General features: G+C 61.4%; 21 protein-coding genes. 10 read left to right on the top strand and 11 right to left on the bottom strand.

Annotated features, from left to right (window positions below; all coding sequences use genetic code 11):
* The first annotated feature begins 2 nt into the window (after positions 1 to 2).
* On the top strand, positions 3 to 1610 hold the full coding sequence (locus JBE38_RS07785; protein ID WP_205344070.1) for an alkaline phosphatase family protein: 1608 nt from the start codon (positions 3 to 5) through the stop codon (positions 1608 to 1610).
* Positions 1611 to 1680: 70 nt separating this feature from the next.
* On the opposite strand, the gene JBE38_RS07780 is transcribed toward JBE38_RS07785, so the two are convergent.
* On the bottom strand, positions 1681 to 2586 hold the full coding sequence (locus tag JBE38_RS07780) for a TauD/TfdA dioxygenase family protein (RefSeq protein WP_205344069.1): 906 nt from the start codon (positions 2584 to 2586) through the stop codon (positions 1681 to 1683).
* A 152-nt stretch (positions 2587 to 2738) separates the two neighbouring features.
* Here JBE38_RS07780 and JBE38_RS07775 point away from each other — a divergent pair, with 152 nt between their 5' ends.
* Complete coding sequence (locus JBE38_RS07775) at positions 2739 to 3659, top strand: LysR family transcriptional regulator (protein WP_205344068.1); 921 nt, start codon at positions 2739 to 2741, stop codon at positions 3657 to 3659.
* A gap of 103 nt (positions 3660 to 3762) precedes the next feature.
* Here JBE38_RS07775 and JBE38_RS07770 read toward each other — a convergent pair whose 3' ends face one another.
* Entirely contained in the window at positions 3763 to 4764 is a 1002-nt protein-coding gene (locus JBE38_RS07770; protein ID WP_060755547.1) for an ABC transporter substrate-binding protein, read from the bottom strand.
* A 287-nt stretch (positions 4765 to 5051) separates the two neighbouring features.
* Here JBE38_RS07770 and JBE38_RS07765 point away from each other — a divergent pair, with 287 nt between their 5' ends.
* On the top strand, positions 5052 to 6647 hold the full coding sequence (locus tag JBE38_RS07765) for an ABC transporter permease (RefSeq protein WP_205344067.1): 1596 nt from the start codon (positions 5052 to 5054) through the stop codon (positions 6645 to 6647).
* Positions 6644 to 7459 carry an ABC transporter ATP-binding protein gene (locus tag JBE38_RS07760; protein ID WP_205344066.1) on the top strand — a complete coding sequence of 272 codons (816 nt, stop codon included), beginning with the start codon at positions 6644 to 6646 and terminating at the stop codon, positions 7457 to 7459. The genes JBE38_RS07765 and JBE38_RS07760 overlap by 4 nt, the downstream gene beginning before the upstream one ends.
* Here the strand turns inward: JBE38_RS07760 and JBE38_RS07755 are convergent.
* Positions 7446 to 8516, bottom strand: coding sequence for a fatty acid desaturase (locus JBE38_RS07755; RefSeq protein WP_205344065.1), 1071 nt, complete (start codon positions 8514 to 8516; stop codon positions 7446 to 7448). The two genes, JBE38_RS07760 and JBE38_RS07755, sit on opposite strands and share 14 nt — an antisense overlap.
* 101 nt (positions 8517 to 8617) lie before the next feature.
* On the opposite strand from JBE38_RS07755, the gene JBE38_RS07750 reads away from it, so the two are divergent.
* The 3 genes from JBE38_RS07750 (at position 8618) to uraH (ending at position 10644) form a co-directional block, all read left to right on the top strand.
* The gene (locus JBE38_RS07750; RefSeq protein WP_090367573.1) at positions 8618 to 9622 is read left to right on the top strand and encodes an AraC family transcriptional regulator; all 1005 of its coding nucleotides are present in this window, start codon (positions 8618 to 8620) and stop codon (positions 9620 to 9622) included.
* A 112-nt stretch (positions 9623 to 9734) separates the two neighbouring features.
* A complete protein-coding gene (locus tag JBE38_RS07745) occupies positions 9735 to 10208 on the top strand; it encodes a GlcG/HbpS family heme-binding protein (protein WP_090367575.1) in 474 nt (157 codons plus the stop codon).
* 25 nt (positions 10209 to 10233) lie between these two features.
* Positions 10234 to 10644 carry a hydroxyisourate hydrolase gene (gene uraH, locus JBE38_RS07740; protein ID WP_090367577.1) on the top strand — a complete coding sequence of 137 codons (411 nt, stop codon included), beginning with the start codon at positions 10234 to 10236 and terminating at the stop codon, positions 10642 to 10644.
* Positions 10645 to 10652: 8 nt separating this feature from the next.
* On the opposite strand, the gene JBE38_RS07735 is transcribed toward uraH, so the two are convergent.
* The gene (locus JBE38_RS07735; protein WP_090367579.1) at positions 10653 to 11339 is read right to left on the bottom strand and encodes a Crp/Fnr family transcriptional regulator; all 687 of its coding nucleotides are present in this window, start codon (positions 11337 to 11339) and stop codon (positions 10653 to 10655) included.
* Positions 11340 to 11422: 83 nt separating this feature from the next.
* Between JBE38_RS07735 and JBE38_RS07730 the strand changes: the two genes are divergently transcribed.
* The gene (locus JBE38_RS07730) at positions 11423 to 11950 is read left to right on the top strand and encodes an Mpo1 family 2-hydroxy fatty acid dioxygenase (RefSeq protein ID WP_205344064.1); all 528 of its coding nucleotides are present in this window, start codon (positions 11423 to 11425) and stop codon (positions 11948 to 11950) included.
* Positions 11951 to 12104: 154 nt separating this feature from the next.
* Here JBE38_RS07730 and JBE38_RS07725 read toward each other — a convergent pair whose 3' ends face one another.
* The 6 genes from JBE38_RS07725 to dibA form a co-directional block, all read right to left on the bottom strand.
* Positions 12105 to 13085 (bottom strand): sulfate/molybdate ABC transporter ATP-binding protein, encoded by a 981-nt coding sequence (locus JBE38_RS07725; RefSeq protein WP_090367583.1) that lies wholly within the window; start codon positions 13083 to 13085, stop codon positions 12105 to 12107.
* A gap of 3 nt (positions 13086 to 13088) precedes the next feature.
* Complete coding sequence (gene cysW, locus JBE38_RS07720) at positions 13089 to 13961, bottom strand: sulfate ABC transporter permease subunit CysW (protein WP_090367585.1); 873 nt, start codon at positions 13959 to 13961, stop codon at positions 13089 to 13091.
* A 13-nt stretch (positions 13962 to 13974) separates the two neighbouring features.
* On the bottom strand, positions 13975 to 14793 hold the full coding sequence (gene cysT, locus JBE38_RS07715) for a sulfate ABC transporter permease subunit CysT (RefSeq protein WP_090367587.1): 819 nt from the start codon (positions 14791 to 14793) through the stop codon (positions 13975 to 13977).
* Positions 14794 to 14981: 188 nt separating this feature from the next.
* A complete protein-coding gene (locus tag JBE38_RS07710; protein WP_060755535.1) occupies positions 14982 to 15992 on the bottom strand; it encodes a sulfate ABC transporter substrate-binding protein in 1011 nt (336 codons plus the stop codon).
* A gap of 66 nt (positions 15993 to 16058) precedes the next feature.
* Positions 16059 to 16241, bottom strand: a complete 183-nt coding sequence (oscA, locus tag JBE38_RS07705) for a sulfur starvation response protein OscA (RefSeq protein WP_060755534.1) — start codon at positions 16239 to 16241, stop codon at positions 16059 to 16061.
* Between the two features lie 299 nt (positions 16242 to 16540).
* A complete protein-coding gene (gene dibA / locus JBE38_RS07700) occupies positions 16541 to 18454 on the bottom strand; it encodes a phosphodiesterase DibA (protein ID WP_205344063.1) in 1914 nt (637 codons plus the stop codon).
* Between the two features lie 166 nt (positions 18455 to 18620).
* Between dibA and desA the strand changes: the two genes are divergently transcribed.
* A complete protein-coding gene (gene desA, locus JBE38_RS07695) occupies positions 18621 to 19805 on the top strand; it encodes a delta-9 fatty acid desaturase DesA (protein ID WP_060755532.1) in 1185 nt (394 codons plus the stop codon).
* Between the two features lie 313 nt (positions 19806 to 20118).
* Positions 20119 to 21120 (top strand): sensor domain-containing diguanylate cyclase, encoded by a 1002-nt coding sequence (locus JBE38_RS07690; protein WP_090367590.1) that lies wholly within the window; start codon positions 20119 to 20121, stop codon positions 21118 to 21120.
* A 317-nt stretch (positions 21121 to 21437) separates the two neighbouring features.
* Here JBE38_RS07690 and gabT read toward each other — a convergent pair whose 3' ends face one another.
* Positions 21438 to 22715, bottom strand: a complete 1278-nt coding sequence (gabT, locus tag JBE38_RS07685) for a 4-aminobutyrate--2-oxoglutarate transaminase (protein ID WP_090367592.1) — start codon at positions 22713 to 22715, stop codon at positions 21438 to 21440.
* Between the last annotated feature and the right edge of the window lie 69 nt (positions 22716 to 22784).

Genomic DNA, 22784 nt, shown 5'->3' with positions numbered 1-22784 from the left:
CAATGTCTCAAGCCAAACCCCTGCGCAACGTGCTGTACATCATGTGCGACCAACTGCGTCGCGATTACCTGTCGTGCTACGGCCATGCTCACTTGCACACGCCGAATATCGACCGTCTCGCCGCAGCCGGCGTGCGTTTCAGCCGGGCCTATACCCAGGGCACCATCTGTGGGCCGTCGCGGATGTCGGCGTATACCGGGCGCTATGTCAGCAGCCATCAAGTGGCGTGGAACGCCGTGCCGCTGCCCCTGGAAGAACTGACCATCGGCGATTACCTGCGCCCCCACGGCATCCGCACCGCGCTGGTGGGCAAGACCCACGCCACGCCAAACCTGGAAGCCTTGCAGCGCTTGCATATCGACCCCGACAGCGCACAGGCCGAGCCGCTGAATGAGGTCGGCTTCGACGCTTACCTCCGGCACGACGGTATCTACCCCGATAGCCCATTGTTCGAAGACAAGCGGGAGTCCGCGCCTTACACCCACTACCTGCGCGAAAAAGGCTACGACGGCACCAACCCTTGGCATGAATGGGCCAATGCCGCCGCCGGTGAAAACGGTGAGGTGCTCAGCGGCTGGAAGATGCGCAACGCCGGGCTGCCTGCGCGCGTCGCCGAAGCGCATTCGGAAACGGTCTACACCACCGGCCGCGCCATCGACTTCATTCGCGAGCAAGCCGAGCAACCGTGGTGCCTGCACCTGTCCTACATCAAGCCGCACTGGCCCTATATCGCCCCGGCGCCGTATCACGCGTTGTACGGCGCCGAGCATATCCAGGCACCGATCCAGCCGGAGCACACCAGCGATCACCCGGTATACCAGGCGTTCCGTCAGCACCAGGAGAGCGTGAATTTTTCCCGTGACGAAGTGCGGCTCACAGTCATTCCAACGTACATGGGCCTGATCAAACAGATCGACGATCAACTCGGCCGGCTGTTCGATTATTTGCAAAGCAACGGCCGCTGGGACGACACCTTGATCGTCTTCACCAGTGACCATGGCGATTTTCTGGGCGATCACTTCCTCGGGGAAAAAGAGTTCCTGCTGGAGCCGGCGGTGGGCGTGCCCTTGATCGTGCGCGACCCACGCGCAAGCGCCGATATCACCCGTGGTTCAGTGGACGAACGCCTGGTGGAGACCATCGACGCACTCCCCACTTTCCTCGACGCCCTGGGCTTGCCTGCGGCCGACCATCGCCTCGAAGGCCGCTCGCTGATCCCGCTGTTGCACGGCGCCCCCGTGAGCTGGCGCAACTACGCCATCGCCGAATACGACTACGCGTTCCAGGCCCCCGCCCGCGAACGCCTGGCGCAGCCTATCGACCGCTGCCGCATGACCATGGTGCGCAGCGAACGCTGGAAATACCTGGCGTATGACGGCTTTCGCGCACAACTGTTCGACCTGGAAAACGACCCGCAGGAAGTGCACGACCTGGGTGCCGACCCCGCCTATGCGGCGGTGCGCGAAACGCACCTGGCTTATCTGTTCGAGTGGCTGCGCGGCTTGAAGCGGCGCACCACCATCAGCCACACGGAGATCGACGTGCGTGGCCGGCAGTTCAGATACGGTGAGCCGGAGGCGGAAAAAGTGGTTCAAATCGGGGTTTGGTAGGCCTTCGGGAGCAGCTACAAGTAAGAGCCAGGTGGCTTTTACTTGTAGCTTGTCGCTGAAGACTTGCCGCTCAAAGTCCCTTTGTCGTCTGACTGCGCTGCCCCTGCACACTCACCGGTACGTCGCCCTTGAGTGTCACCCGGCGCACGATGCGCTCCTGGGTACCGTAGTCATCCACCGCGTAATGCTGGGTGGCGCGGTTGTCCCAGATCGCCACGTCGCCGGTGTTCCAACGCCAGCGCACGGTGTTCTCCAGGCGGGTGACATGGCTTTGCAGCAGGTTGAACAGCTGTGTCGAGTCGGCCTGGGAATACCCCTTCAGGCGTTTGACGAAGTGCCCCAACAGCAGGGTTTTCTCACCACTGACCGGATGCACACGTACCACCGGGTGTTCGGTTTCGTACACCGTGGAGGTGAACACCTTGCGGTATTCCTCAAGCTTTTCCACCGACACATCCGGCTTGCGCCCGGCGTAGTCGTATTCGTTGCTGTGCACCGCCCACAGGTTGTCGGCCAGGGCCCGCAGTTCGACGCTGAGGTCGTTGTAGGCGCTGGCCGTATTGGCCCAGACCGTATCGCCACCCGCCTTGGGTGCCAGCACCGAACGCAGGATCGAGGCTTTGGGGTAGGCGTCGACGAAGGTCACATCGGTGTGCCAGGAGTTGGCGCGCTGGCCGCGCGTGCCGTCCAGCTCCAACAGAAAGCGCGTGCCGTCACGGACCGGCACCGTCGGGTGCGCGATCGGTTCGCCGAGCAAGTGGGCGAAGGCTTCCTGGCTCTGGTCATCCAGGTGGGTCTGCTCGCGGAAGAAGATCACCTTGTACTGCACCAGGGCCTGCTGGATGGCCTCGACCGTCGCGGCGTCCAGCTCCCCAGACAGTTTGATGCCACGGATCTCGGCCCCTATACGCCCGGCGACCGGGTGGATGTCCAGTGCCTGGGGCACGTGTTGAACAGCTAATGCGGCGTTGCTCATGGTGACGACCCTCTTGTGCGCTCTATTGATATGCAATTTAGATCTAGCAAATCAACATGTGCTTCGTTGACGGAATAAGAGCTTGCATTTAAAACCTCAGCTCCCAGGGTCGCAAATGCCTTCGACCTATTTTTCAGATGCCGGGAAAGCATATGGATCTTCGCCAACTTCGGTACTTCATCGCCCTCAACGAACACCGCAGTTTCGTGCGCGCAGCAGACGCCATGGGCATCACCCAACCGGCGTTCAGCCGCAGCATCCAGGGGCTGGAGCAAGAGTTCGGCTGTGTGCTGGTAGACCGTGGCCACAAAGACTTGCGCCCCACGCCGGAAGGCCAGGTGGTGCTGCAACATGCCCTGAGCCTGGTGCATGGCGCTGCCTTGTTGAGCAGTGAAGTGACGCGCATGACCAAGCTTGACGCCGGCGACCTGCGCTTCGGTTGCGGCCCGGCCCCGGCCGTGAAACTGGTACCCGATGCGGTGGCGCGCTTTATCACCGACCACCCGAAAATCCGCACGCATTTCCAGGTGGATAACTGGGAAAAACTCAGCCGCGCCCTGAGCCGTGAAGAGATCGAATTTTTCATTGCCGACATTCGTCAGTTCGAAGCCGACCCGAACTTCCAGACCCGCGCACTGACGCCCAAGCGCGGCGTATTTTTCTGCCGTCCGGGCCACCCGCTGCTGGCCAAGGACAGCCTGTCGACCAACGACATGTTCGACTACCCGCTCGCCTCCCCACTGATCTCCCAAGGCATCCGCAAGCTGCTGGCGAACCTCAGTGGGCGCATGGACTTTTCACCGAGTATCCAGACCGAGCATTTCCCGGCGCTGGTGAAGATCGTGCTGCAGTCCAATGCCATAGGGGTGGGCACCGAGGAAGCGTTTGCCGAAGACATCGCCCGGGGCACCCTGGTGCTGCTGCACTGGCGCAATCTGCCGCAGAACATGGAAACCATGAGTGCGCGATGCGGCGTGGTCAGCCGCACCGGCTCGCGGTTATCACCGGCGGCGAAGGCGATGATCGAGACATTGGTGGAAGTGGACAGCCAGGCCGTTCGTGTCGCGGTTTGAGGGCCTCATCGGGAGCAAGCCCCCTCCCACAGTTGATCTGTGAATACCTTCAACTGTGGGAGGGGGCTTGCTCCCGATGGCGATAGCCCAGACCCCCAAAACCTCAAAGCCCCGCCGCCGCCAGATTCGGCACCACCCAATCACTAACCTGGAATGGCTTGCGAATCAGCCGCTCCTTCGACGCCAAGTCCACCGCATTCTGTAATTTGCCAAGGAACACCGGGTCCAGGGTCGAAGGGAAAATCTCGCTGAGTTTCTGGTCCTTCAAATCGTTGGTCAGGATCACGGCGGGGTAACTGGCGCGTTCCGACACCAGCTCGATGTAAGCCTGCTTGTGGTTGTCATCGGTCAACCACTGCACGGCCTGCTGCTGGGCCTTGAGCAACTTCGCCACGACCTGCGGGTGCTCGTCGACAAATTTGCCGCTGCCCACCAGCACCGCCTGGACACTGCCCGCGCCGCCCAGGTCCTTGGTGGTCAAGGGGATCTCAGCCAGGCCCTTGGCCTGCAGCGCGCTCAGGCCCGAGCTGCCCCAGGTGGCGTCGATCTGCTTGGCCGCCAGCGCCGCCACGGCGGCATTGAAGTCCAGGTTGATGACCTTCAGGTCTTTCTCGCTCAAGCCTTGGCTGGCCAAGGCAGCGTCGAACGACAACTGGCTGGCCGTGCCCCGGAACACTGCAACGCGCTTGCCCTTGAGGTCTTGCAGGGTCTTGATGCCCGAACCCGGCACCACGCCGAGGTAGTGCTTCACACCTCGCGCCGAGGCACTGAGCAGGCGGGTATCCAGGCCATTGGAACGTCCGATGATCGCTGCAAGGTCGCCCAGGTAAGCCAGATCCACCTGGCCATTGGCAAACGCTTCATTGATCACGGGGCCGGCGCCCTTGAAGTAATTCCACTGGATCGTGATGCCTTGGTCGGCAAAAGCCTTTTCAAAAATCTGCTGGCTGTGCAGCACGTCGGTAATGCCACCGCCACTGTGCTGGCTGCCGGCACTCAGGTCAGGCACGGCGATGCGGATTTCCTTGAGGTCGGCGGCGTGCACCAGGCCGGCCAACGCGGTGCCCGCGAACAGCGTGATCAGTCGTTTGAAAGGCAGTTTCATAAGCTCAGCTCCTGGTGGGCGTAGGTCGCCTGGGGAGCAGAAAGTAGGCATAGGCCGATCAAAACTTTAAATACTATAAATTCACAATTTAATAGCTTTTAGCACTATGCAAGCTAAACCGCCGGCTCCAGAGGGCTATGCATCAACAGCATCGAAAATATTCTTCGAATGCATTGGATGCGTGTCGGGCGGAAGCTTTAAATGATTTTCTTATCCCCCAATCATCTTGATTGAGTTTTTGTAAGATCAAAATCACATAAAGCCCTCGGCAACAACGGAGGTCCTCCATGGCCCGGATTTCACTTTTGAGCCTACCGCTCGCGGCCCCCTCCACCGCGGCGCGGCGCTGGCCGAACCTTGGCGAACGTCTGTTGCCTTGGCTGCTGCCCCTGACGTTATTCACACTGTGGTGGTTGGCCAGCCGCAATCACTGGATGAGCGAGCAGATCCTGCCGCCGCCTGCGCTGGTGTGGAGCAGCGCAGTGGAACTGGCTGGAGGCGAGCTGTGGAGCCACCTGGCGATCAGTTTGCAACGCCTGTTCTGGGGGTTGCTGGCCGGTATTGGCATCGGGGCTTTACTGGGCGCGTTGCTGGGGTTCAGTGCCCGCGCCGAGCGCCTGGTATTCCCCACCTTCAGTGCGCTGTCACAAGTGCCGACCCTGGCCTGGATTCCGTTGTTCATGGTGTTTTTCGGCATCGGCGAAACCCTGAAACTGGTGGTGCTGGTAAAGGCGATCGTGGTGCCCGTCACCCTGCACACCCTGGTCGGCGTACGCGACGCCCAGCCCACGTTGCGCGAAGCGGCCCGCGTGCTGCGCCTGCCCGCTCACCTGCTGATCCGCCGACTGATCCTGCCCGCCGCGCTGCCGGCGTTCATGGCTGGGGTGCGCCTGGCGCTGGCAGCCGGCTGGACATCGTTGCTGGCGGTGGAACTGCTGGCCTCCAGCGAAGGCATCGGCTACCTGATGGTCTGGGCGCGCCAGTTGTTCATGCTCGATATTGTCTTCGTATGCATCGTGGTCATCGGCGTGCTGGGTGTGGTGATGGATCGTGGCGTCGGCTGGCTGGATCGCCTCTGGGTGCACTGGCCCCACCCGGCCACCGCGCAGATCCGGCGCGGGCCACGCTATACCGGCTGGCAGCGCCTGCAACCGTGGCTGTTGCCGCTCCTGTTATTGGCGTTGTGGCAAGTCGCGACGCAACAGGCGTGGGTAGACCCGAACATTCTGGTCAGCCCGTGGACCGTGCTGCACAGCGCGATCGCCGGCGTGCTGGATGGCAGCTTGAGCAGTGCGTTGGGCAAAAGCCTGGGGCGCACGCTCGCCGGCCTGCTGCTGGGCGGCGGCCTGGGTTTTGCCGTGGGCCTGTGGCTGGGCTTGTCGCGACGTAGTGAGCGAGTGCTCGGCCCGACATTGGCCGCGTTGCGCCAGATCGCGATTTTCGCCTGGGTGCCGCTGTTGACCGCCTGGTTCGGCCTGGGTGAAGGGGCCAAGTCGGTGTTTATCGCGCTGGCGGCATTTTTCCCGCTGTTTATTGCCACCCAACGCAGCGTCTTGAACCTGTCACCGCAGCTGCGCGAAGCCACGCAGGTGCTGCGCCTGAACCTGTTCCAGCGCCTGCGCCACCTGGTACTGCCGGGGGCGGCGGCGGGCATTTTCGCCGGCCTGCGCCTGAGCCTGATTTACGCCTGGCTGGGCACCATCGGCGCGGAATACTTCATGCCTTCCAACGGCGGTATCGGCAGCCTGATGATCGGCGCCCAGCAGCTGTTGCGCATGGACCTGATCATGAGCGGCATGCTGTTGGTCGGCCTCACGGGCGCCACTCTCAACCTGATCGGCCAACGCATCGAAACCCGCGCCACCCGCTGGAGACACGTATGAACACAGCTATCGTCAGCTTCAACCATGTGGGCAAAACCTTTGATGTGGACGGCTTCCCGCTGGAAGCCATCCGCGAATTCAACCTGGACATCGCCGAAGGCGAGTTTGTGGCGATTGTGGGTTCCAGCGGCTGTGGCAAATCCACCCTGCTGCGCCTGCTGGTGGGGCTCGACACGCAGTTTCGCGGCGAGATCCAGGTCGACGGCAAAGCCGTGCGCGGCATCGGCGGGGAGCGCGGCATCGTGTTCCAGGAGCACCGCTTGTTCCCCTGGCTGACGGTGGCGCAAAACATCGGCCTGGGCCTGGTCAACGAAGCGCTGAGCGACGCTGAGCGCGACCGGCGCATCAGCGACTTTATCGCGCTGGTCGGCCTGACCGACTTTACCCGCGCCTATCCTCACCAATTGTCCGGCGGCATGGCGCAACGGGTCGCCATCGCCCGTGGCCTGGTGGCCAGCCCGCGCATCCTGTTGCTGGACGAACCGTTCGGTGCCTTGGATGCGCTGACCCGCCAACAGATGCAGGACGAGTTATTGGCCATCCGCACCCGCGCCAGGATCACCACGGTGCTGGTGACCCACGATGTGGAAGAAGCGATTTTCCTCGCCGACCGCGTAGTGGTGATGGAGCCCCGGCCAGGGCGGATCAAGCAGGTGGTGGACATCGCCTTGCCGCATCCGCGCCAGCGCAGCAGCTTCGAGTTCCACCAGTTGCGCGAAGAGCTGTTGCACGAACTGACCAGTGATGGCCATTACCAGCCGCCCGTGCGCGAGCAGATCCGCGATCTGCCCCTGGCCTTTATTGCTTGCTGAAAGACAGCGCGGCGTCGGGGCGCTCCTGGCGCTCAAAGCGATTGGCACGGGCAAACGTGCCGAAGTCATTGAAGCGCACGCCCATCTCGGCCATGACCTTGTGGGCCACCTTGGCCGTCATCTGGCGAATGTAAAACGGCTCCTTCACCACAAAATGGTGGATGCCATGGGTGCTGCCGAAGTTGAAGCAGAACGCCTGCAACGGCCACAACCACCAGGGGTTCAACACCTGGGTCTGCTGGATCACATTGCCCAGCTCCACATCACCGTAGTAATGCATGTTGGAGCTGACGAAGTGCAGGCAGAAGGTGCGCAGCACGTTGGGGCCGATGATCACCACGGCGGCGATGTCGATCACCTGCATCATCTGCAAAGTACCGTCGGACCAGCCAATCGGTGTGCCCATCAGGCCGGCAATGCCGTTGGCGGCATGGAAGCCCAGAAACACATACCACGCCCCCCAATGCAGTAGCGCCAGCGGTGCGTAGACCAGCAGCGAACGTTTCAGAATCTTCAATTTGTGGTTCCAGGTCTTGGCGCGCAGCATGCGGATAGACGCCGACATCACGTTGTCGCCCACCATCAGCAATCGCGCAAACCCCCAGGGTTCACCATTGGTGATGGCGCGCTCTTCCATATCGCTTTCGGTACCGGAGACCTTGTGGTGATTGAGGTGCAGGTGCCGGCGTATCCAGGGGTTGATCGTGCTCGGCCGCGCCAGCCACACCAGGCCCATCATCAGGTTGTGGGGCAGGCGCTGCTTGCGAAAGTACATGCTGTGGATCAGGTCGTGCTCCAACTCATGGGTCAATGAGGCCAGAAAAGCATTGAGCAGCAGGCACACCCACCAGGCTATGTGCCCGCTGATGTAGAGCGCCGCCGAACCCAGCATGCCGACCAGTGCAAACGCCAGGATGCCCGCGCCCAGTGCATCCTGATGCAGCAACCAGGGGTGGCGCCGGCGCAGCCGCAGCCCTTCGGCCAGCACCACGTCACGGATGTGCGCCGAGCGTTGTTGTGCGTTCATCTGTTGGGGACTTGCAGAAGTACCGTCCATGCTTCCATCCTCTTGTCTATGGATAGGTGCATCCTGGCCCAAGCGGTGCGCCAGGGCATCAGCCCCACACGCCAACCTGTTGACCGCAAGCGCCAATCGCCATGACTGAACCCACCTCCCTCGCCAGCTGGACCCGCGCCTTGCGCAAACAGCTCGACGCCCTGGACCTCGACAGTGCCGCGTTGTGCGCGGAGGCCGGCCTCGACCCACAGCAGATGGACGACCCGAATGCGCGCTATCCACTGTCGGCGACCACGCGCCTGTGGCAACTGGCGGTACAGGCCAGCGGCGATCCGGCGATTGGCCTGCGGGTGTCGCGGTTCGTCAGTCCCACCACCTTTCATGCACTGGGTTATGCCTTGGTGGCCAGCGGCAGCTTGCGCGAGGTGTTCGAGCGCATCGTGCGTTATCACCAGGTGGTCAGCGATGCCTTGACCCTGGAGTTGAGCGGCGATGGCGAGCGCTACCGCTTCCGTCTGTTACAACCGCCAGGCAGCCCGGCACCGGCGCTCGAAGCCATTGACGCGTTTGCGGCGATTTATGTGCGCACCTGCCGCAATCGCCTGGGCCGTGACTACGCTCCCTTGGCGGTGTACTTGCGGCGGCCCGAACCGGCCGACCCCAAGCCGTGGCACACGGTGTTTCGCGCGCCGCTGTTTTTCGGCGCCGCAGAAGACCGCCTGGAATTCGCCGCCCACGATTTCGATAGCCACTTGGACGATGCCAACCCCGAATTGGCCGAACACAACGAAACCGTGCTCAAACGCACCCTCGCCCAATTGCAACCGCTGACCTGGGAGCGCAAGGTGCGGGCCTCTATCGAGGCACAGTTGCCCGACGGTGAGCCGAGTGCCGAACGGATCGCCCAGGCACTGCACTTGAGCCTGCGCAGCTTGCAACGCCATCTAGCGGATGAAGGCTGCCGCTTCGATACCTTGCTCAACGACTGCCGGGAAAACCTGGCGTTGTTGCACCTGCGCGACCCGCACTCTTCACTGGCTGAAATCAGCCACCTGCTGGGGTTTGCCGATACCAGCAGTTTCAACCGGGCGTTCAAACGCTGGACGGGGATGACACCGGGGCAGTTTCGCGAGGGGTTGCGCTAGAGGATGCCGTGCTGGTTGCGGCCGGGTTTGATTACAAACCTGTCATTAAATTGTGCGGTTTCTGACCCTGTTCACCGCCTAGAGTGGCGACCTGTTTTCCGGAGTCGTCCTTATGCCTCGCCATGCCTTGTTCTTGAGCCTTGCCGTCTGCACCGGGGTGTTGGCCGCCCCGCCGTTGCCCCGCCATGCCGATCTTGATCTGCATACTGCACGCCAACTGGCCGACGCCGGCCTTGAGCACTGCAACGCCGCGCTGACCATAGTGGACCGCGGCGGCAACCTGCTGCTGAGCCTGCGCGCCGACGGCGTCGGCCCGCATAATAGCCTCGCCAGCCAGCGCAAAGCGTACACGGCGCTCTCGACCAAAACCCCGACCCGGTTGTTCGCCGAACGGGCGCGCAACAACCCCGAGGCCGCCAACCTCAATAGCTTGCCCGAGCTGCTGTTGCTCGGTGGTGGCGTGCCGCTGTTTGCCGATGCACAACTGGTCGGTGCGCTGGGCGTTGCCGGGGCCGGTGGCGCAGCGCAAGACGAAACCTGCGCCGTGCAGGCCGCCCAACAACTGGGCTTGAGCATTTCCCTCTGATTTTTCCCCTGACAAGGAGTTCTCGATGAAAACCCTCAGCATCACCCTCGCCGCCCTCAGCCTCAGTGGCTTGTGCAACCTGGCCCTGGCCGATGGCAACCCGTTGAGCGTGCATGTACTCAACCTGGAAAATGGGCTGCCATCCGCCGGCGTCAGCGTGACCCTGGAGCAGCAGGTCGGCAATCAGTGGCAGCCACTGTCCGAAGGTGTCACCAACCAGCAGGGCCGTATCGCCGAACTATTCCCCGCCAACCGCAGCATGACGCCGGGTGAGTATCGCGTGGTGTTCAAGACCGGCGACTATTACAAGAAGGCCAACCGCGAGACATTCTTCCCCGAGGTACCGGTGATTTTCCAGGTCAAGCAGGCCGACCAGCATTACCACATCCCGCTGCTGCTCAGCCCTTACGGGTTCTCCACCTATCGCGGCTCGTAGTTCCTCACTCAGGTGCCTGCGGCGCGCCGCAGGCCCTGCAAATCCAGGACTTCAATCGCGCCGTAACTCAGGCCGATGGTCCCCTGCTGTTCCAGGGCCTTGAGCAGACTGTTGGTGGTCTGGCGTGACAGGCCCAGCATCGCCGCAAGATCCTCCTGGGGCAGTTGCAGGGTGCGCCGCACCTGGTCGGTTTCACCGTAGCCCTCGGCGATCATCAGCAGCCGGTGGGCCAGGCGTGCGGACGCGGGCATCAGGCTCATCTGTTCGATATTGATCAACGACAGGCGCAGCTTGTGGCTCATCAACAAGGCCAGGTCGCGCCAATACGCCGGATGGTGTTCGAGGACGCCAAGCAGCGCCACCTGTGGCACCTGCAACAGCGTGCAGGCGCCCATGGCCAGGGCATCGTGGGTGCGCGGCAGGTTATCGAACAGGCAGATTTCGCCGAACCAGTAAGGCGTTTCAACCAGGCTCAATACCGCTTCCTTGCCTTGGGCATTCACCGCGCTGATGCGTACCGCGCCGTCCAGCACCGCATACAGGCCGCAAGGCGGGTCGCCACGCTTGAACAGGTATTGCCCGGCCTCCAGCTGCCGCAACCGGGCATGGGCCAGCAGGCTATGCTGAAAAGGCTCAGGCAAATGGCTGAACCAATGCCCGGCGGCCAGCCGTGAGTGCCATTGCTCTGTGTCCATGAGAACTCCGAAGATTGTCGGCCAGTTGACAGTCAGTCGCTGGCTGACAGGGCATGATCAAACATCCTACAGGAGGAACAACAATGAAAAGCCTCGTCGACCACCTCAGTCAATATGCCGCCTACCATCGCGACCCGCGCAATATCGCCAGCCACTTTATCGGCATCCCACTCATCGTAGTGGCAGTTGCCGTGCTGCTGTCACGCCCCGAGTGGGCGGTAGGCGGGCTGTGGTTATCACCCGCGGTGTTGCTGGCGTTGTTTTCGGCGTGGTTTTACCTGCGCCTGGAGCTGGCGCTGGGCGTGTTGATGACGGTATTGATGGGCTTGTCGGTGTGGGCCGGGCACGCACTCGCAGCGCAGAGCACGACGGTGTGGCTGAGCAGTGGCATCGGTCTGTTTGTGGTGGGCTGGGTGATTCAGTTTGTCGGGCATTACTACGAAGGCCGCAAGCCTGCGTTTGTGGATGATGTGTCGGGGCTGATCGTCGGGCCGTTGTTTGTGGTGGCGGAGTTGGCGTTTTTGCTGGGGTTGCGCCATGGCCTGAAAGAGCAGATCGAACAGCGCTCAGGCCCTGTGGCACGCCGCGATCTGAAACCGAGAGAAGTCTAAAAGTGGGAGGGGGCTTGCTCCCGATGGCGGTGGATCAGCCAGCTTATCTGCCGCTGCCCCACCGCTATCGGGAGCAAGCCCCCTCCCACATTGGCCCCATTTCAGATTGGTCCTATCTCAGATTGGCCCCATTCAGATTGGGTTTGCGAGGTTGTCAGGCTTTTTGCCAGACCTTGGGTTTGAAGAACAGCGTTTCGCCCCGCGCCAGGCCGATCAGGCTGTCGTGATCCTTCACCACTTCGGCCTCGATCAGCTCGCTCTGGCCTTCGACCTTCAGGGTTACCCGTGTGGTGGCCCCCAATGGACGGATATCGCGCACCTCAGCCGCGTGGTGGTCTTCCAGCTCATGCCGTGACAGCGACACTTCGTGCGGCCGGAACAGCACGTGCTGGTCCTCGCCCAGATGCAGACGGTTGGAGTCACCGAGGAAGTGGTACACAAAGTCGCTGGCCGGGTTTTCATAGACGTCGCCCGGTGAGCCGATCTGCTCGATCACGCCTTTGTTCATCACCACGATACGGTCGGCGACTTCCATGGCCTCTTCCTGGTCATGGGTCACGAATACCGAGGTCAGGTTGATGTCTTCGTGCAGGCGCGCCAGCCAGCGGCGCAGCTCCTTGCGCACCTTGGCGTCAAGGGCACCGAACGGCTCATCCAGCAGCAGCACCTTGGGCTCCACCGCCAAGGCACGGGCCAGGGCGATACGCTGGCGCTGGCCACCGGAGAGTTGTTCCGGGTAGCGATCGGACAGCCAATCGAGCTGCACCATGTTCAGCAGTTCGTGCACCTTGCCGGCGATCTGGCTTTCGCTCGGGCGTTGGTTTTTCGGCTTCATGCGCAGGCCGAAGGCAACGTTATCGAACACGGTCATGTGGCGAAACAACGCGTAGTGCTGGAACACGAAGCCGACGTTGCGATCACGCACGTCGTGGCCGGACACGTCTTCACCGTGGAACACGATATTGCCGGCGTCCGGGGTCTCAAGGCCCGCGATGATGCGCAACAAGGTGGTCTTGCCGCAGCCGGACGGGCCGAGCAACGCCACCAGCTCGCCACTCTGGATGTCCAGATTGATGCTGTTCAGGGCCTTGAAGGCGTTGAAGTTCTTGCTGACATTACGGACTTCGATCGACATGACTTATTCCTCACCGGCGCTTTTGCGCAGGCGGTTGATACGGTTCTCGCTCCACTGCTTGAGCAGCAGGATGAAGAGCGCCAAGATCAGCAACAGGCTGGCCACCGCAAACGCGGCAACGTGGTTGTATTCGTTGTAGAGAATCTCGACATGCAGCGGCAGGGTGTTGGTCACGCCACGAATGTGGCCAGACACGACCGACACCGCGCCGAACTCGCCCATGGCCCGGGCGGTGCACAGCACCACGCCGTAGATCAGGCCCCATTTGATGTTCGGCACGGTCACATGCCAGAACATCTGCCAGCCATTGGCGCCGAGCAGGCGCGCTGCCTCTTCTTCCTGGGTGCCCTGTTCCTGCATCAGCGGGATCAACTCACGCGCCACGAAAGGCACGGTGACGAAGATGGTGGCAAGCACAATGCCGGGCAAGGCGAATACGATCTGGATGTCATGCGCTTGCAGCCATGGGCCAAAAAAACCCTGGGCACCAAACATCAGTACATAGACCAGGCCCGCGATCACCGGTGAAACCGAAAACGGCAGGTCGATCAGCGTCACCAGGATGCTTTTGCCACGAAACGAATATTTGCTTACGCACCATGCCGCGCTGACGCCGAACACCAGGTTGAGCGGCACCGAAATCACTACCGCGATCACCGTGAGCTTCAGCGCCGACAGCGCGTCGGGTTCGAGGATCGCGGTGAAGAACGCACCGAGACCGTTCTTCAAGCCCTGGGACACCACGATAAACAGCGGCAGCAGCAGGAACAGTGCAAACACCAGCCAGCCGAGGCCGATCAGGATACGTCGCGATACGGCACTGCCACGCCGGGCAGCGTTGGCCGAGGACGCAGCGGAAATAGACGATTGGGACATGTTCCGCGCCTCCTTATGGACGTTCGATGCGCCGCTGCAACAAGTTGATCAGCAGCAGCAAGACAAAGGAAACCACCAGCATCAACACGCCGATGGAAGTGGCGCCGCGGTAGTCGTACTGATCGAGCTTGACCATGATCAGCAACGGCAGGATCTCGGTTTTCATCGGCATGTTGCCGGCGATGAAAATCACCGAACCGTATTCACCCACGCCTCGGGCAAATGCCAGAGCGAAGCCGGTCAGCCAGGCAGGCAACAACGCAGGCACCAGGATGTAGCGGAAAACCTGCAGCGGCTTGGCGCCCAGGCAGGCGGCAGCCTCTTCAACTTCCCGGGGGATATCGGCGAGCACCGGTTGCACCGTACGCACCACGAATGGCAACGTGACGAAGGTCAGCGCCAGGGTGATACCCAACGGGGTGTAGGCGATCTTGAAGCCCAGGTCCGCAGCGAACTGGCCAACCAGGCCATTAGGCGTGTACAGCGCAGTCAGCGCGATACCGGCCACGGCGGTGGGCAGGGCAAACGGCAGGTCGATCATCGCATCGATGATCTTGCGTCCGGGGAAGGTGTAGCGCACCAGCACCCAGGCCAGCAGCGTGCCGATCACGCCGTTGATCAGGGCGGCATACAGCGCGGTGCTGAAGCTGAGTTTCAACGCCGCCACCACCCGTGGTGCGCTGATGATGTTCCAGAACTGATCCCAGGTGAGTTGAGCGGCGTGTACAAACATCGCCGCCAGGGGGATGAGTACGATCAGGCTGAGGTACACCACGGTGTAGCCCAGCGTCAGCCCGAAGCCGGGTATGACGGGGGAAATACGACGCGACATAAGAGTCCTTGGTTAGCGGTGACATACCACTGCGGTAGCGAACCTATCGTGGCGAGGGAGCTTGCTCCCGCTGGGATGCGCAGCGGCCCCAAAACCAGGCGACTGAGTTGCCGGTTTGGGAGCGCTTCGCGCTCCAGCGGGAGCAAGCTCCCTCGCCACGGAAAGCGGGCTCCAACAGATAATTTGGCTTATTGCGCCGTGTAGATCTGGTCGAACACACCACCGTCATTGAAGAATTTCGGTTGGGCAGTTTTCCAGCCGCCGAAGTCTTTGTCGATAGTCACCAGATCCAGTTTCGGGAACTGCTGGGCGTATTTTGCAGCGACTTTCTCATCGCGTGGGCGGTAGAAGTTCTTCGCCGCAATCTCCTGGCCAGCCGGGCTGTACAGGTGTTTGAGGTATTCGGTGGCGATCTCGGTGTTGCCCTTTTTCTCGGCGTTCTTGTCGACTACGGCCACCGGCGGCTCCGCGAGGATCGACAGGGACGGTACGACGATATCGAACTTATCGGCGCCGCCGTCTTCTTTCAACGCCAGGAACGCCTCGTTTTCCCAGGCCAGCAACACGTCACCCTGACCGTTGTTGACGAAGGTGATGGTCGAGCCGCGGGCGCCGGTGTCCAGCACAGGGACGTGCTTGAATAGCTCTTTCACGTATTCCTGGGCCTTGGCTTCGCTACCACCAGCCTTCAGGCCGTAGGCCCAGGCGGCGAGGAAGTTCCAGCGAGCACCGCCGGAGGTTTTCGGGTTCGGGGTAATCACCGAAACGTCTTTCTTGATCAGGTCGCCCCAGTCCTTGATGCCCTTGGGGTTGCCCTTGCGCACCAGGAACACGATGGTCGAGGTGTACGGGGTGCTGGCGTCCGGCAGGCGGGTTTGCCAGTTTTCCGGCAGGGTCTTGCCCAGCTTGGCGATTTCGTCGATGTCGCCGGCCAGCGCCAGCGTCACAACGTCAGCGCGCAGGCCGTCGATCACCGCCCGGCCCTGCTTGCCCGAACCGCCATGGGATTGCTGGATCTTGACGTTGTCATCCGGGTGGGACTGTTTCCAGAATTGGGTGAACTCAGCGTTGTAGTCCTGGTACAGCTCACGAGTCGGGTCGTACGAGACGTTGAGCAACTCGTAGTCCTTGGCAACGGCGGAACCGGCAAACACGGCACTGGCCAGGGCGGCCAGGGCATAACGGCGAATCGACGACATAGAAGGCTCCTGAAATTCGGGGTGTTGGCTTTTTCTTATAGTTGCGGGGTCTATCGCCGTAGTTGCTTAGTTCGGTTTGTTACCCGGGTTCTGCAAACGGAATTTTTCCTTGCGTTCGATCTGTACCACTTGAGCGTTGTGCACAGTGATTTCCACCGCGCCAAACCGCAGATCGCGCAAGGCGCTCTGGATCTCACGCAAAATGGCTGCTTCGTCCTGGCCGTCGACGCTACGTAGAGATGCGCTCATGGTCTCGCTCCTGAAATGAATAGTGCCTCGCAGTGGCGGCACTGCTTGCGGCGTGAGAGCGATAGTAGATAAGCGCGGATATTCTTAAAAATACTATTTAAGAATGTTTATATAACCAGAAAGAATTTTCTGGCAAGACTTGGAGTTGCAAAGGTTTTTTATCTTCATTCGCTGAAATCAAGCCCAGTGACGTTCCACATGTGGGAGGGGGCTTGCTCCCGATAGCGGTGCGTCAGGTTGGAAACTCTTGGCTGACCCACCGCTATCGGGAGCAAGCCCCCTCCCACACTTGGCCATCTTCAAGGGCGGATCGCAGGCGCCCGGGACCAGTCGATTTCCGCCGCCGGCATGGGCCGCCCAAACCAATACCCCTGGCCCATATCGCATTCCTGCTCCAACAGAAACCTTGCCTGCTCCACCTGCTCAATCCCTTCGGCATGCACTTGCATGCCCATGCTTTTCGCCAGGGCGATCACCACGCGCACAATGGCCGCATCGTCTTCATCCCACGGCAACCCGGCGACAAAGCCCTGGTCGATCTTGAGCTTCTGCACCGGCAGGCGCTTGAGGCGCAGAAGCGAAGAATAGCCGGTGCCAAAATCATCGATGGCCAGGCGCAAGCCCAGTTCACGCAGGCGGTGCAGTTGCTCCAGGGCGACTTCAGGGTCATCCATCACCGCACTTTCCGTGACTTCCAGCTCCAGGAACGCCGGCGCCAGGCCAGTACTGTGCAGGACCTGGGCAACTTGTTCGTACAGTTCGCGTCGGGCAAACAAACGGCTGGACACGTTGACCGCAATAAAATTCAGCGGCGCGCCTTCAGCCAGCCATTGGCACATCTGGCGACAGGCTTCGTGCATCACCCAGGCATCAATGTCGGCAATCAGCCCGGTGCGCTCGGCGATCGGGATAAATTCGCCCGGCGGCACCAGGCCACGCTCCGGATGCTGCCAGCGCACCAAGGCTTCGACGCCGATCAGGCGGCTGTCTTGCAGGTCATGCACGGGTTGGTAGTAGACACGCAGCTCTTGCTGCTCAAGGGCGCGGCGCAATTCACCGGCGATTTCCACCCGATGCTGGGCATGGGCGGTGAGTTCTTCGGTATACAGCGCGTAACCTTCGCGCCCGGCGCTCTTGGCCTTGAACAAGGCCGAGTCGGCATTGCGCAGCAGCTGTTCGGCGCTGAGGGCGTCGCTGGGAAACAGGCTGATGCCGATGCTGGCACTGATAAACAGCTGGTTGCCGTCAAACACGAACGGCTCTTGCATCGCATCGAGCATTCTCTGGGCCAATGCGGCCGCCTGAACCACCTGTGGACAACTTTCCACCAGCACGGCGAACTCATCCCCACCCAGGCGCGCCAGCGTGACGCCGGGGCCGAACAGACCTTTCAGGCGCTCCCCCACCGCCTTGAGCAACTGGTCGCCGGTGGTGTGGCCGAGGCTGTCGTTGATGATCTTGAAGTGGTCCAGGTCCATCAACAGCAGCGCACAGCCACGTTTGTGCACTTGCGCCGAGGCCAATGCCTGGTGGGCACGGTCGCTGAAGAGCAGGCGGTTGGGCAGGTCGGTCAGCGGGTCATGATGGGCCAGGCGGGCCAGTTCGTGCTCGGAATCCTTGATGGCGCTGATATCGGAAAAGACCGCGACGTAGTGAGTGGCCTTGCCTTGGTCATCGCGGATCACGCGGATGGTTTGCCACTGTGGATAAATCTCGCCGCTTTTACGCCGGTTCCAGATTTCACCGCTCCATTCGTCGGTGCGCTCCAGGGTCTGGAACATCTGCTGGTAGAAATTCGACGAGTGGCGCCCCGATTTGAACAGGCTCGGCCGCTTGCCCATGACGTCTTCGCCGCTGTAGCCGGTGATCGCCATGAAGGCGCGGTTGACGTGCACGATCAACCCCCGAGCGTCGGTAACCAGCACCCCTTCGCGGGTGCAATCGAACACTGCGGCAGCCTGTTGCAGGCGCTCGCGATTCTCCTTCAAGGGCTGCTGCACCTGGTGTGTACGCGCAAAGCGCGCACAGATCAGGTAGATCACCAGCGCACTGAGGCCCACCCACACGTAGCCGCGCGCCTGCAGCCAGCGTCCCAACTCCCATGGGTTATCGAGAAAGTTGATCAATAGGTGGTTGCTGAGCTGGAGCCACACAACGGAAACCAGCAGGTACACCAGCCCTACGCGTAGGGCTCCTCGGTATGAATACAGCATATCTTCAGTAATCCTTACCAAAAAAACAGAATCGCCCTACAAAGGCTGAGGATTATAGAATAAGAAACATCCAGTCACTCCTATCTGAAACGGTGGCTGGTTTTCTCTGTTGGCTTAGTGATAATGCGTGAGCTGTCTTTTTCTTTATCTGAGGGCCATACAGCCTATGTGGTACAACGGTTTTCTTGACCTGTCAGCCTGGCAACTGGTGGCAGTCACGCTGTTGATGACCCACGTGACCATTGTCGGGGTCACCGTCTATCTGCACCGTTATTCGGCCCATCGCTCCCTGGAGCTCAATGCCGGCCTGAAACACTTCTTCCGCTTCTGGCTGTGGCTGACCACGGCGCAGAACACCCGCGAGTGGACGGCCATCCACCGTAAACACCACGCCAAATGCGAAACCGTCGACGACCCGCACAGCCCGGTCATCAAAGGTTTGTCCACAGTGCTGCGCAAAGGTGCCGAGCTGTATCGGGCCGAGGCGGAAAACCCCGAGACCCTGCGCATCTACGGCAAGAACTGCCCGGACGACTGGATCGAACGCAAGATCTACACGCCCTACCCGTTGCTGGGCGTGGCGATCATGGGCGTGATCGACCTGCTGCTGTTCGGTACTATCGGCATCACCATCTGGGCGATCCAGATGATGTGGATTCCGTTCTGGGCCGCCGGTGTGATCAACGGCCTGGGGCATGCCGTGGGCTACCGCAATTTCGAATGCCGTGACGCGGCCACCAACCTGGTGCCCTGGGGCATCATCGTCGGCGGCGAAGAGCTGCACAACAACCACCATACCTACCCCAACTCGGCCAAGCTGTCGGTCAAGAAGTGGGAGTTCGACCTGGGCTGGGCGTGGATCAAGGTATTCAGCTTCCTGCGCTTGGCCAAGGTGCAGCGCGTTGCGCCTATCGCGCACCGCGTCGAGGGCAAGGGCCACCTGGACATGGACACCGCCATGGCGATCCTCAACAACCGCTTCCAGATCATGGCGCAGTACCGCAAGCTGGTGATCGGGCCGCTGGTCAAGCAGGAGCTGGAGAAAGTCGATCACTCGGTGCGTCACCAGTTCCACCGTGCCAAGCGCCTGCTCTCGCGGGAAACCAGCCTGCTGGATGACCGTCACCACCTGCGTATCCAGAACATGCTGGAGCACAGCCACGCGCTGACCGTGATCTACGAGAAGCGCCTGGCGTTGCAGCAGATCTGGGTGAAGACCAGTTCCAATGGCCACGACATGCTGGCGGCGATCAAGGAATGGGTGCACGAGGCCGAGGCCAGCGGCATTCAATCCCTGCGCGATTTTGCTCACCAGCTCAAGACCTATTCGCTGCGCCCTGCAGCGGCCTGACCAGCTCTCAAAGCCCTCCTATGGTGAGGGCGCTTGCTCCCGCTGGGCCGCAAAGCGGCCCCAGCCTTTGGTTTGGCTGGGACTGCTGCGCAGTCCAACCCGAGCAAGCTCGATCGCCCAAGGTAGAGCGCTCGCCTTGACTTGACAGCACGCTGAGTTTGGCTTGCCACCGGTTTCTGACGTCATTTCTTAGTCAACCGGATCATGGAACTTCACCGCAAATCCCCTCTCTCAATCAACACTTCGCCATCATGGTGGCCCTTGTAGTGACCGCTGCCCGATGCCGGCAGCGTGCCCAGAGAGAGTTGTGCCGATGGTTCACGAAAAGCCCTTTGCACCCAATACCCCGACGGCCGAACACCCCCGCCCGGCTGCGGCATCAACCCTGTTGGCGTTGATGCATGCCCAAGGAGAGGTCGAGCGGCTGAGTGAGCGCGAACAGCTGCTCAGCTCGCTGCTGGTCAGCGTGAATGCCGTGCTGTGGTCCATCGATTGGGAAACCCGCCGCGTGCTGTACGTGAGCCCGGCCTATGAACGGATATTTGGTCGCTCCGCCAGCCTGCTGCTGGCCGACCACCGTGAATGGCGCAACAGCGTCCACCCCGAAGACCTCGACTACGCCGAACAAAGCCTGGCCCGCGTGCTCGAACAAGGCGCCGTGGAAGACCGCGAGTACCGCATCATCACCGCCGACGGTCACATCCGCTGGCTGAGCGACAAGTGCTATATCAACCAACAGGTCGAGCCGGGCAAGCCGGTGATCGTGGTCGGCATAGCCGAGGACATCACCGAAAAAAAGCAGTTGGAGCTTGAGCTGCATCGCTTGGCCACCACCGACGTGCTGACCCAGAGCAGCAATCGCCGGCACTTCTTCGAGTGCGCCAACCAGGCGTTCGACAGCGCCTGTGCCCAAGGCACCCCGCTGGCTTTCCTGTTGCTGGACATTGATGATTTCAAGGACATCAACGACTCCTACGGCCATCTGGAGGGCGATCAGGTACTGCGGCGCATCGCCGAAAGCGGTCGAGGGGTATTGCGCCGTGGCGATCTGTTCGGACGCATTGGCGGCGAAGAGTTCGCCGCGGTGTTGCCCGGTTGTGCGCCCGAGATGGCTTTGCAGGTCGCCGAGCGGCTGGGCAAGGAAATCCAAGCGTTGGGTTTCAGCTATGAGGGCCGTGAGTTCACCGTGACCATCAGCCAGGGCCTGGCCGGCCTGCGCGAAGACGACTCGACCCTGGACAGCCTGTTTGCCCGGGCCGACGCCGCGATGTACGAAGCCAAGCGCCAGGGCAAGAACCGCGTGGTAGCGGGCTGAATGCCAGGCACCAGATGATTGGCTAACACGACGCTATCGGGGCAAGCCCTAATGCCAGTCAGTTAAGCGATAAAGCGGACGATGAATAAATTGTGGGAGGGGGCTTGCTCCCGATGGCGGTGTGTCAGGTTCAGAAACCGTGACTGACACACCGCCATCGGGAGCAAGCCCCCTCCCACAGTGACCGCGTTAATCCTTAACTGACTGATATTAGGGCAAGCCCCCCCTCCCACATTTCAACTCGGGCGTCTGTTAGGTAACCGGCGTAAAAAAACCCGCCGAAGCGGGTTTTTTCCGTCAAACAGTTCAGCGTCCGCTTACAGCTCGGAGAAGCACTCTTCGATGATTGCCAAGCCTTTGTCCAACTGCTCGTCTGGCGAGGTCAGCGGCACCAGTACGCGCAACACGTTGCCGTAGGTACCGCAGGACAGCAGGATCAAGCCCTTGTCACGCGCCTTGGCCACTACGGAAGCCACAGCGGCGGCGTTCGGCTTGTGGCTGTCGCCATCTTCGAACAGCTCGACCGCAATCATCGCGCCCAGGGCACGCACGTCGCCAATCACCGGGTACTTGGCTTGAATCGCCTTCAGGCCAGTCACCAGGCGTTCGCCCACGGCCTTGCAGCGGTCCAGCAGGTGCTCTTCTTCGAACACATCCATCACGGCCAGGGCCGCGGCGCAAGCGATCGGGCTACCGGCATAGGTGCCGCCCAGGCCACCCGGAGCGATGGCGTCCATGTATTCGGCCTTGCCGCACACACCGGCCAGCGGGAAGCCGCCGGCGATGGATTTGGCGAAGGTGGTCAGGTCGGCAGCGACGCCCATCTGTTCCATGGCGAAGAAAGTACCCGTACGCCCGGCACCGGTTTGCACTTCATCGGCGATCAGCAGGATGCCGTGCTTGTCGCACAGTTCGCGCAGGCGTTTCATGAACGCTTTAGGCGCGACATAGAAGCCGCCTTCGCCCTGCACCGGCTCAATGATGATGGCTGCGATATCACGAGGCTCGGCGTCGTTCTTGAAGATGCGTTCAATGCTGGCGATCGAATCGTCGATGCTCACACCGTGCAGCTCATTGGGGTACAGCGCACGGAAGATGCCGCCTGGCATCAGGCCCATGCCGGCCGAGTAAGGCACCACTTTGCCGGTCAGGCCCAGGGTCATCATGGTGCGGCCGTGGTAAGCGCCGGTGAACGCGATCACGCCGGCACGGCCGGTGGCGGCACGGGCGATTTTCACGGCGTTCTCGACGGCTTCGGAACCGGTGGTGACCAGCAGGGTTTTCTTGGCGAAATCACCTGGCACCTTGGCGTTCACTTTCTCGCACAGTTCCACGTAAGGCTCGTAGGCCAGAACCTGGAAGCAGGTGTGGGTCAGCTTGTTCAGTTGCTCGGTCACGGCCGCGATGATTTTCGGGTGCACGTGGCCGGTGTTCAGCACGGCGATGCCGCCGGCGAAGTCGATGAACTCGCGACCTTCAACGTCGGTGACGCTGGCGTTTTTCGCGGATTCGGCGAAGATCGGGTGAATCTGGCCGACACCGCGGGGTACAGCGGCTTCGCGGCGTTTCATCAGGGATGCGTTGGTCTTGCTCATAAAGTCCTCATTCGCCACTCATCGGGTGGCGTGGTCCAAGGCATACGTGGCGGGAGGCAACTACGGCAG

Source organism: Pseudomonas sp. ICBG1301 (assembly GCF_016918385.1).
GTDB lineage: Bacteria > Pseudomonadota > Gammaproteobacteria > Pseudomonadales > Pseudomonadaceae > Aquipseudomonas > Aquipseudomonas palleroniana.
Note: the sequence above shows the minus strand (reverse complement) of the source record. Positions and strands in the feature narration are given on the sequence as shown.